Origin of the sequence: Mesorhizobium sp. M4A.F.Ca.ET.090.04.2.1, assembly GCF_003999085.1 — a bacterium.
Lineage (GTDB): Bacteria > Pseudomonadota > Alphaproteobacteria > Rhizobiales > Rhizobiaceae > Mesorhizobium.
Genome location: NZ_RZOT01000193.1, coordinates 1 through 9,933 on the forward strand (window position 1 = coordinate 1; position 9,933 = coordinate 9,933).

General features: G+C 65.1%; 9 protein-coding genes. 3 read left to right on the forward strand and 6 right to left on the reverse strand.

Annotation, left to right across the window (positions count from 1 at the left end):
- Positions 1-292: 292 nt before the first annotated feature.
- The 5 genes from glcF to EN781_RS15485 form a co-directional block, all read right to left on the reverse strand.
- Positions 293-1,618 (reverse strand): glycolate oxidase subunit GlcF, encoded by a 1,326-nt coding sequence (gene glcF, locus EN781_RS15465; RefSeq protein ID WP_126056405.1) that lies wholly within the window; start codon positions 1,616-1,618, stop codon positions 293-295.
- Positions 1,619-1,627: 9 nt separating this feature from the next.
- Complete coding sequence (locus EN781_RS15470) at positions 1,628-2,017, reverse strand: DUF4870 domain-containing protein (protein WP_126056406.1); 390 nt, start codon at positions 2,015-2,017, stop codon at positions 1,628-1,630.
- Entirely contained in the window at positions 2,014-3,270 is a 1,257-nt protein-coding gene (locus EN781_RS15475) for an FAD-binding protein (RefSeq protein ID WP_126056407.1), read from the reverse strand. The genes EN781_RS15470 and EN781_RS15475 overlap by 4 nt, the downstream gene beginning before the upstream one ends.
- Positions 3,271-3,378: 108 nt before the next feature.
- Positions 3,379-4,875: an FAD-linked oxidase C-terminal domain-containing protein gene (locus EN781_RS15480; protein ID WP_126056408.1), complete on the reverse strand. Its 1,497-nt coding sequence runs from the start codon at positions 4,873-4,875 to the stop codon at positions 3,379-3,381.
- A 279-nt stretch (positions 4,876-5,154) separates the two neighbouring features.
- Positions 5,155-6,477 carry a DUF3422 family protein gene (locus EN781_RS15485; protein WP_126056409.1) on the reverse strand — a complete coding sequence of 441 codons (1,323 nt, stop codon included), beginning with the start codon at positions 6,475-6,477 and terminating at the stop codon, positions 5,155-5,157.
- A gap of 207 nt (positions 6,478-6,684) precedes the next feature.
- On the opposite strand from EN781_RS15485, the gene EN781_RS15490 reads away from it, so the two are divergent.
- From EN781_RS15490 to EN781_RS15500, 3 genes are read left to right on the forward strand one after another with little or no spacing between them, the layout of a single operon-like run.
- Positions 6,685-7,482 (forward strand): FCD domain-containing protein, encoded by a 798-nt coding sequence (locus EN781_RS15490; RefSeq protein ID WP_126056410.1) that lies wholly within the window; start codon positions 6,685-6,687, stop codon positions 7,480-7,482.
- Positions 7,483-7,504: 22 nt separating this feature from the next.
- Complete coding sequence (locus tag EN781_RS15495) at positions 7,505-8,641, forward strand: alpha-hydroxy acid oxidase (protein WP_126056411.1); 1,137 nt, start codon at positions 7,505-7,507, stop codon at positions 8,639-8,641.
- A 59-nt stretch (positions 8,642-8,700) separates the two neighbouring features.
- Positions 8,701-9,474: a metallophosphoesterase family protein gene (locus EN781_RS15500; protein ID WP_126056412.1), complete on the forward strand. Its 774-nt coding sequence runs from the start codon at positions 8,701-8,703 to the stop codon at positions 9,472-9,474.
- A 46-nt stretch (positions 9,475-9,520) separates the two neighbouring features.
- Here EN781_RS15500 and EN781_RS15505 read toward each other — a convergent pair whose 3' ends face one another.
- A complete protein-coding gene (locus tag EN781_RS15505; RefSeq protein WP_006206855.1) occupies positions 9,521-9,661 on the reverse strand; it encodes a hypothetical protein in 141 nt (46 codons plus the stop codon).
- Between the last annotated feature and the right edge of the window lie 272 nt (positions 9,662-9,933).

Below are 9,933 nucleotides of genomic sequence, written 5' to 3' on the forward strand. Positions count from 1 at the left end.
TATGACGCTTGTCCGCTGCAGCGCCGCGCTAACCAATCCGCTTGGCGCTGCAGCGGACAAATAGGGGGAGAACTGTTACCTATGTATCCGGTTCAAACTGTTACCCATCTATCGGCTGGACACTGGCTGCGACGGCGGCGACCCTCTTGCAACGCAGGTGATTGGCGAAATCAGCCATGACAGCGCCCCTCTCCCCGTCACTATACGGGGAGAGGACGCCGGCAGGCAGGTGAGGGGCAGCGCCGACAGTCCGAAGAATTATCTGGCCAAGTCGAAACCTGGAGGAACTGCATCACTCTGCCGCGACCATCGTCGAGTCGGCAACGCCTTCCGGCTTCGGGCCGCCATAGGCCCAGTCGAGCAGCTTGATCGTGTGCACCACCGGCAGTTTCGCGGCGGAGGCGATCTGGGTGATGCAGCCTATGTTGCCGGTGGCGACGATTTCGGCGCCGGTCGACTCGATGTTTTTCACCTTGCGGTCGCGCAGTTTTGCCGAGATCTCGGGCTGCAGGATGTTGTAGGTGCCAGCCGAGCCGCAACAAAGATGCCCTTCGCGCGGCTCGCGCACGACAAAGCCCGCCCTGGCCAGCAGCTCCTTCGGCTGCCGGGTGATCTTCTGGCCGTGCTGCATCGAGCAGGCCGAATGATAGGCGACGACAGTGCCGGGCTTGCGCAGCGGTTCGGGCAGGTCGAGACCGGCCAGATATTCGGTGATGTCCTTGGCCAGCGCCGAGACCCGCGCGGCCTTTTCGGCATAGGCCGGATCGAGGCGCAGCATGAAGCCGTAGTCCTTGATCGTGGTGCCGCAGCCCGATGCGGTGATGACGATAGCATCGAGCCCGCCCTGGTCGATGGCGCGCGTCCAGGCGTCGACGTTCCGCCTCGCCGAGGCAAGGGCTGCCTCCTCGCGGCCCATATGGTGGACGAGCGCGCCGCAGCAGCCCTCGCCTTCCGGCACCACGACATCGACGCCGAGCCTTGTCAGCAGCGAGATGGCCGTCTCGTTGATGGCCGGATCGAGCACCGACTGCGCGCAACCGGTCAGGATGGCAACGCGGCCCTTGCGCGTGCCCTGCCCGGCGTGCACGCCAGGCAAGGCCATTGCCGACACCGCCGGGATCGAGGATGGCGCGAGCCTGAGCATGGCGGCGACAGGCTTTAGCGCCGGCAGCTTTTCGAACAGGCCGATGAACGGCCTGCCGAGCCCGGCCAGCTTCAATGCCGCACGGAAGCGCGAGGGATAGGGCAGCACGAAAGCCAGCATGGCGCGCGTCAGCCGGTCGAGCAGCGGCCGCTTGTAAGTTTGCTGGATATGGGCGCGAGCATGGTCGACCAGATGCATGTAATTGACGCCCGAAGGGCATGTCGTCATGCAGGCGAGGCAGGACAGGCAGCGGTCGATATGGGTGACGATCTCCTTGTCGGCCGGCCGGCCGTTCTCGAGCATGTCCTTGATGAGATAAATCCGCCCGCGCGGCGAATCCAGCTCATTGCCCAAGGTCACATAGGTCGGGCAGGTGGCGGTGCAGAAGCCGCAATGCACGCATTTGCGCAGGATCTTTTCCGATTCCGCGACGTGCGGATCGGCAAGCTGGGCGGCTGAGAAGTTGGTCTGCACCGGGGAGTCCTATTGTCCGAGGAGCCAGCTTTGCGGGTTCTTGACCGGCTCGCCGCGCTGCAGCGCCTGCAGCCCGAGGATGCAGCGGGCGATGAACCAGACAGCAGCGGCAAACATCAGCAGGAAGCCGATCACGAGCATCATAAGGACCACGGAGATCAGCGCGTAGAGCAAACCGATCCAGAAGGTCCTGATCAGGAAGGTGTAGTGGCTTTCGACGAAGCCGCCAGCCTTGCCGCGGTTGATGTAGGCAAGCACGATGCCGACAATGCCGGTGACGCCAATGACGAGGCCGGCGAGATAGAGAATGTAGATGACCAGGGCGTTGGTCGAACCTGGCTCCAGCCAGCGATCGGTCTGGCGCGGTCCGCCGCCCGGGCCTTGATTGATGTTGCTCATTGTGCTGCTCCTTCCGATGAGTGTGCCAGAGTAGCAGAGCTGGAACCCGGCGCCATTCGACCGGGGTTGAGGATATGCTTGGGGTCGAACTCGGCCTTCAGCCGCGCCGACAGCGCCGCCAGATGCGGTGGCTGCGGCTCGAACACCGGCAGAGCGGCGCGATGCGCGGGTGCGGCGCGCACCAGCGTCGCGTGGCCGCCGCCATGCTTGCGGATCAGGCCGCGCAGCAGGTCGGCCTCGGGATCGTTCTCGCGCATCGACAGCCAGACCAGACCGCCCTGCCAATCGTAGAAAGCGTCGACCGCCGCCTGCATGCGCAGGGCCATCACCATGTGATGCGCCTGCGACGGCGCCATCGACACACGCCATACCGGTCTCGCGCCGCCATCGGCGAAGGGTATGCAATCGCGGATATCGCGCCAGATGGCCTTCGACGCCTCGCCGGCGATCTCCTCCAGTGGCCCTGCTTTGCCAAGCAGCTGCTTCAATGCCTCGATGCGATAGACAACGGAAGGGCCAAAACCCTCGACGCGCAGCAGCGTCGCGGCATCGCTGCCATGCTTGCCGGTAGCGACGCGCGCTGTGATGCGCTCAGGCAGGTGCGCGGCGCTCGACACTTCGGCGCTGGAGCCAAGTGCCAGCGCCATGGCGGCCGTCGCCGCCTCGTCGAGCAGGCCACGGATGGCGAGCGTCACCTCGGTCTCCGCCGCCGGCAGCACCTTGAAGGTGACGTCGGTCAGCACGGCGAGCGTGCCCCAGCTTCCCGCCATCAGCTTGGAGAGATCGTAGCCGGTGACGTTCTTGACGACGCGGCCGCCGGACTTGAAGGCCTCGCCGCGACCCGAGATGGCGCCGACGCCGAGGATGTGGTCGCGCGCCGCGCCAGCCTTCAGCCGGCGCGGGCCGGACAGATTCGCCGCAAGCACGCCGCCGATCGTGCCTTTGCCCGGCTCGCCGCCGAGCAGTCGGCCATAGTCCATCGGCTCGAAGGCGAATTGCTGGCCGTTCTCGGCAAGCAGCCTCTCGATCTCGGCAAGCGCCGTGCCGGCTTTGGCCGACAGCACCAATTCGGCTGGCTCGTAGAGGGTGATACCGGTGAGCTTCGACAGGCCGAGCGTGTGTTCCGCTTGCAGCGGACGACCGATGCCGCGCTTGGAACCATGCCCGAGGATCTCCAACGGCGCCTCTTCCGCTGCAGCCCATTGAATGGTGGAGAGGACTTCGGCGGATGAGATTGGGGTGAAGGTTGTCATCGGAGAGCGCCTTTCCTCGCCCCCGCAAAGCGGGGGAGAGGTGGCTCGGGCGTAGCCCAAGACGGAGATAGGCCGCGTTCCTGCGCCGTCATGCGAAATTGGCCCCCATCAAAACCTCGGAATGTCCGGAAACGCCACCTGCCCGCGATGCACATGCATCCGCCCCAGCTCGGCGCAGCGGCGGAGCTGCGGGAAGACCTTGCCGGGGTTGAGCAGGTGGTTGGGGTCGAAGGCGCATTTGACCCTCATCTGCTGGTCGAGGTCGACCTGGTTGAACATTTCCGGCATCAGGTCGCGTTTTTCGACGCCGACGCCATGCTCGCCGGTCAGCACGCCGCCAACCTGGACACAGAGGCGCAGGATGTCGGCGCCGAAGCTTTCGGCCTTGTCCAGCTCGCCCGGCACGTTGGCGTCGTAGAGGATCAGCGGGTGCAGGTTGCCGTCGCCGGCGTGGAAGACGTTGGCGACTCCGAGCCCGTATTTCTCCGACAGGTCGCGCATGCCGGCGAGCACGCGCGGCAGTTCCTTGCGCGGTATGGTGCCGTCCATGCAGTAATAGTCGGGCGAGATGCGGCCGACCGCCGGGAAGGCCGCCTTGCGGCCGGCCCAGAAGCTCAGCCGCTCCTGCTCCGACTGCGAGATGCGGCAGGTGGTCGAGCCGTTCCTGTAGGCGATCGCCTCGACGAGGCCGATCAGGTGGTCGACCTCGACGCCCGGTCCGTCGAGCTCGACGATCAGCAGCGCCTCGACGTCGAGCGGATAACCGGCATGGACGAAATCCTCCGCGGCGTGGATCGCCGGGCGGTCCATCATCTCCATGCCGCCGGGGATGATGCCGGCGCCGATGATGTCGGCGACGCACTGGCCGCCCTGCTCGCTGGTCGGAAAGCCGATCAGGAGAGCGCGCGCCGTCTCCGGCTTCTTCAGGATGCGCACGGTGACCTCGCTGACGACGCCGAGCAGGCCCTCGGAGCCAGTCATGACGCCGAGCAGATCATAGCCCTCGGCGTCGAGATGCCGACCGCCCAGCCGCACCACCTCGCCATTCATCAAGACCATCTCGATGCCCAGCACATTGTTGGCGGTCAGCCCGTATTTCAGGCAATGCACGCCGCCGGAATTCTCCGCCACGTTGCCGCCGATCGAGCAGGCGATCTGGGAGGATGGATCAGGGGCGTAATAAAAGCCCTCCTGCTCGACGGCGGTGGTGATGCCGAGATTGGTGACGCCCGGTTGGGCGACGACAACTCGATTGGGAAAGTCGATCTCCAGGATGCGGTTGAAGCGGCTCATGACCAGCAGCACGGCATCCTCGAGCGGCAGCGCGCCGCCCGAGAGCGATGTGCCGGAGCCGCGCGGCACGACGCGGATGTTGCGATCGTTGCAGTATTTGAGCACCCGCGAGACCTGCGCCACCGTTTCCGGCAGCACCACGACCAGGGGCAACTGCCGGTAGGCGGTGAGACCGTCGCTCTCGAAGGCGCGCATTTCATTGGCCGTGTCGACCACGCCCTCGCCCGGCACGATGATGCGCATGTCGGCGACGATCTCGGCGCGCCGGCGAATGGTGGCGGCATCTGGCTTCGGCATGGCAAGGCCGGGCATGGGCTGCCTCTTCGCTTTACTGGTCAAAATCTTTTACCAGTGAAGCGCGTCAGTTGCAAACTCTGCATTGATCGAGATCGAGTGCCGGACGCTTCCGCAGCGGCAATCTGCCGCTGCGCCCTAATCTCCCCCCTCGAGGGGGGAGATGGCCGCGAAGCGGTCAGAGGGGGTCCTAGCGCGTGAAATGCCAACGCTGTCTGACGTCGCGAAGAGCGTCGGCGCCCCACGCGAGGCGACCCCCTCTGTCGCCTTCGGAGACATCTCCCCTCAAGGGGGAGATTATTCTCCCGGATGTTTCGCCGGCTCGGAGTGCATGCGCCGCACGCGGCGCACGCCCCACCAGACAAGCAGGATGGCGACCGGCACCGCGGCGGCGGTGACGACTTCGGGCGCAAAGGCATGGCCGAAGATCGAGGCGCCCTTGGCGAGATAGGAGATGAGGCCGACGACGTAATAGGAAACGGCGGCGACGGAAAGGCCTTCGACCGTCTGCTGCAGGCGCAGTTGCAGGCGGGCGCGGTTGTTCATCGAGGCCAGCAGGTCGCGGTTCTGCTTCTCGACCTCGACATCGACCCAGGTGCGCAGGAGCGTGGTGGCCCGGGTGAGTTTGCGCGACAGGTTGGCCTGCCGCTCCTCGACCGAGCGGCAGGTGCGCATGGCCGGCGCCATGCGCCGCTGCAGGAAGCCGGCCCAGGTGTCGTAGCCGGACACCGGCTCTTCCTCCAATGCCTCGAGTCGCTCGACGACAATGCCGTCATAGGCGCGGCTGGCGCCGAAGCGATAGAGGCTGGAGGCGGCATCCGCCTCCAATTCGGCGGCCAGCTCGGTCAGGTCGGCAAGCAGCGTCTGGCTGTCCCGGGTCTCCGCCCCCTTCATTTCCAGCGTGGTCTGCGCCAGCCGGTCCTCGATGCGGCGGGCGCGGCCGGAGAGCGTCAGCGCCAGCGGCAGGCCGAGCATGGCCAGCGTCCGGTAGGTCTCGATGTCGATCAGCCGCTGCGACAGCGCGCCGGTGCTGGCCGGCGTCAGGCCCCGATCGAGCACCAGCATGCGTGTCAGGCCGTCGCCGTCCTGGCGGAAGTCCGTGACAATGGCGGCATTGCCGCGCCCGACCAGCGAGTAGCACAGGCTGGTCGGGTCGAAATCGGCGATCAGTCTTTCGCTGGCCTGCGTCCATTTGCGGATCTCGAGCCTGATCCCGGATATGACCGTGCCCGGCGGCGAAAACCCGTTGCCAAAAGGCGAATCCTCCTGCGATCCGGCGCTTTCGGCAAGCGGCCCTTCCCACAGGTAGGTCGAGAATTCCGTGTGCCGTTCCCAGCGCAACGAGCCCTTGCCCCACTTCATGGCATGGTGGCGGGCCTGGCGGTCGGGGGCGGCGATGCCAAGGCGTCGCGACATCTCCGAAAGCACCGCGTGGTCGACGCCGGAGCCGCCTTCGGTCATGAAGGAAAGCTGGATCAGCACGCGCGGCTTCTCGATCAGCGGATGCGGCCTGGCATGGACCTCGCCCAGCGCGCCGGAGCGCCCTCCATGCGCCGGAAAACCCATGACGCTGCCCTGGGCGCGTGGCTGGAATTCGAGATTGGACGTCTCGTCCGACACGGCCGGTCCCCCTGTTCTTGACCCTGCGTGTATCGGCGTCCTCTAGGACCAATCGCCGGGAGACGCAAACGGCAAAGTTTAGCTGAAGGCGATATAGGGCGGCGACGCCGAACCGGACCAAACCGAACGAATTGGATAAATAATTTGACCAGTTGGCGACACAGGCTTTAATCTGAACGTCAACCGCTTCTTTTCCCAGGCACCCCGTTGAGCGATATTTTCTCCAGGATCGAGCATTCGCGCACCGCCGACGAGGTGGTGCAGCAGATCGAGAGCCTGATCCTGGAAGGCGTGTTGCGCACCGGTGACCGGCTGCCGGGCGAGCGCGAGCTGGCGCGCCAGTTCGACGTGTCACGGCCGATCCTGCGCGACGCGCTGAAGGCGCTGGAGGGGCGTGGGCTGCTGACGACCAAGGCCGGCGGTGGCACTCATGTCGCCGACGTCATCGGCCAGCTGTTCACCAAGCCGGTGACCGACCTCATCTCGATGCACCGCAAGGCGGTGACCGACTATCTGGAGTATCGCCGCGAGATCGAGGCGGTCGCCGCCGAATACGCGGCGCGGCGCGCCACGCCGGAAGACCTTACGCTGCTCGACAGCATCATGGCGCGCATGGACGAGGCGCACCGCACCGGCGATTTCGACGACGAGGCCGAGATCGACATCGAGTTCCACCACGCCATCTCGGAATGCGCGCACAACATCATCCTGCTGCATACGCTGCGCTCCTGCTACCGGCTGTTGTCGGAAGGTGTGTTCCAGAACCGGCTTCTGGTGTTCAGCGTGCCCGGCGCGCGCGAGGCCCTGCTTCACCAGCACCGGGCGATCTATGCGGCGATCAAGGCCGGCGATCCGGCGGCTGCCCGGCAAGCGGCCATGGACCACATCTCCTATGTCGAGCGCTCGATGCTCGAGGCCGAACGCAGCGGCGACTGGCAGCGCGTGTCACGGCTGAGGCTGAGACAGCGCTCCGACGCCGGCGACGGCGCCAAGACAACGAATTAGCGAACACCCAGCGGGAAAGACCATGAGCGACATCCTCACCATTGCCGATCTGAAGGACCTGGCGCGCCGCCGCGTGCCGAAGATGTTCTTCGACTACGCCGATTCCGGCGCCTGGACCGAAAGCACATACCGCGCCAACGAGGAGGATTTCCAGAAGATCAAGTTCCGCCAGCGCGTGCTGGTCGATATGAGCAACCGCTCGCTGGAAACGAGCATGATCGGAGAGAAGGTGGCGATGCCGGTGGCGCTGGCGCCAACCGGCCTGACCGGCATGCAGCACGCGGATGGCGAGATGCTGGCGGCGCAGGCGGCGGAAGAGTTCGGTGTGCCGTTCACGCTGTCGACGATGAGCATTTGCTCGATTGAGGATGTCGCCTCGGTGACGAAGAGGCCGTTCTGGTTCCAGCTCTACGTGCTGCGCGACAAGGACTTTGTCCTCAACCTGATCGATAGGGCGAAGGCGGCGAAATGCTCGGCGCTGGTGCTGACGCTCGACCTGCAGATCCTCGGCCAGCGCCACAAGGATGTCCGCAACGGGCTGTCGGCGCCGCCCAAGATGACGCTCGCCAACATCATCGACCTGGCGCTCAAGCCGCGCTGGTGTCTGGGCATAGCCGGCACCAAGCGCCGCACCTTCCGCAACATCGTCGGCCATGCCAAGGGGGTCGGCGACGTCTCTTCGCTGTCGTCGTGGACGACGGAGCAGTTCGACCCGCAACTGTCGTGGAAGGATGTCGCCTGGATCAAGGAGCGCTGGGGAGGCAAGCTGATCCTGAAGGGCATCCTCGACAAGGAGGACGCGCTGATGGCGGCCCAGACCGGCGCCGACGCGATCGTCGTTTCCAACCATGGCGGACGCCAACTCGACGGCGCCGCCTCGTCGATCGAGGTGCTGGAGGAGATCGCCGACGCCGTCGGCGACAGGATCGAGGTGCACATGGATGGCGGCATCCGCTCGGGCCAGGACGTGCTCAAGGCGCTCTGCCTCGGCGCCAAGGGCACCTATATCGGCCGTCCCTTCCTCTACGGCCTCGGCGCCATGGGCAAGGACGGGGTCACCAAGGCGCTGGAGATCATCCGCAAGGAAATGGACATCACGCTGGCACTGTGCGGTAAGCGTTTGGTAACCGACATGGGCAAGGACCAGCTGAGGCGCTAGGGCCTATTCACCTATCCGCCCTAGTTTCCCGTGATGATCGATACGGGAAGACGCTCACCGTGACCGAAACCGGCATCCACTATCTCGACGCGCGCGGGCCGGAAGGCATGCGGCTCTGCGCCATCGGCGACGTGCATGGCCGGCTCGACCTCCTGGCCGCCATGCACCGCCGGATCGAAAGCGAGCTCGAATACAAGCCGACCGCTGACTGGCGTGCCATCCATCTCGGCGACTATGCCGACCGTGGGCCGGACTCCAGGGGTGTGATCGATTTCCTGATCGACGCGCAGAAGCGCGACCCGCGCCACCTGATGCTCGCCGGCAACCATGACATCGGCTTTCTCGACTTTCTCGCCGAACCCGATCCGGACGGCCTGTTCATGCGCTATGGCGGCGTCCAGACGGCGCAGTCCTATGGCGTTGATCTGGTCGCGGACGCGCGCTGGTTCGGCAAGGCAGAGACGGTACGGAAAGGACACGCGGCCCTGATCGAGGCCGTACCGCAAGCCCATGTCGATTTCCTGCGCTCACTGCCGTTTTCCGTGGCCTTCGGCGACTTCTTCTTCTGCCATGCCGGCATCCGGCCAGGCGTGCCGCTCGAAAGCCAGAGTCCGCAGGACCTGATCTGGATTCGCGATGCCTTTCACGATCACCCCGGCCTTTATCCGAAGGTGATCGTGCATGGGCACACACCGGTGCCGGAGGCCGAAATCATGGCCAACCGCGTCAATGTCGACACGCTCGCCTGGCATTCGGGAACGCTCAGCGCGCTCGTTGTCGACGGCGCGGAAAAGCGCATCCTGACGGTCGAAGGGCGGCCGTTCCAGTCATGATCCCGACTATGGGATCAGCTTTCCGTTTGTCGGGAAGGACCAGGCTTCAGCGAAGGGCGGCGGTGACGCCGTAGCCGTCGACGGCCTGATGATTGTTGGCGGCGTCGGCCGAATAGATGCCGAGGCCGCACAGGACGATGGCAGACAGCATAACAAAGGACAAAAGCGCTGCTTTCACGGACGTCATCTCTGGTTGAGCTTCCTGCATCTGTGCACGACCCGGTTACCAATGCGTTGAAACGATAAAATGCGTCTCAATGTTTCGACGATCTCGCGTTTCTAAGCAGATTCCGTATCGCCGGTGTGTCGCGCGGATCACACAGAAGGTTCATCGCGGTTGCACCGGCGATACAAAGCGCGCGCCTTCTAGGATGGCGCGCGGCCACAAACCAAGGATGAAAAGGGTTTTCCCCAGCCGGAACTGCCGTGGCGTGCCAATAATGTCACGCCGCCCCAGGT